This is a genomic window from Oceanobacillus saliphilus (assembly GCF_023522835.1).
In the GTDB taxonomy this organism is placed as follows: domain Bacteria; phylum Bacillota; class Bacilli; order Bacillales; family Amphibacillaceae; genus Oceanobacillus; species Oceanobacillus saliphilus.
Window position 1 is genome coordinate 1 of the sequence record NZ_JALCZU010000079.1, and the last position, 279, is coordinate 279.

The following is a 279-nucleotide window of genomic DNA, read 5'->3' on the forward strand; positions in this document are numbered from 1 at the left end:
TGACTGTAAAAAGAAACTCATGCCTTCGCCTCTGACCAAGGGATATCGTTGGCTACTGGATTTCCATTCACCTTACCCGGGGTACATCCTGATCTTCCAGGAATTGATCAGCAACCCTTCAGCAAGCATATGGAAAGCGGTTGGGAAGCCATCAGTGACAGCTTTGCCGTCCGCTTATCGGTAATTTCTATGGCCCCTGAGCCAATCTTCTCCAGTTTTACCAATTAGGCTTTGCAACCTTGGGGCGCATGCGAGGCTCACTGCATAGGGAAGGGCAAC

1 protein-coding gene is annotated in these 279 nt (G+C 50.2%); it reads left to right on the plus strand.

The features are described 5' to 3' along the window. Window positions 1-48: 48 nt before the first annotated feature. Window positions 49-228, plus strand: coding sequence for a hypothetical protein (locus MN204_RS20525; protein ID WP_249872909.1), 180 nt, complete (start codon window positions 49-51; stop codon window positions 226-228). Window positions 229-279 lie beyond the last annotated feature (51 nt).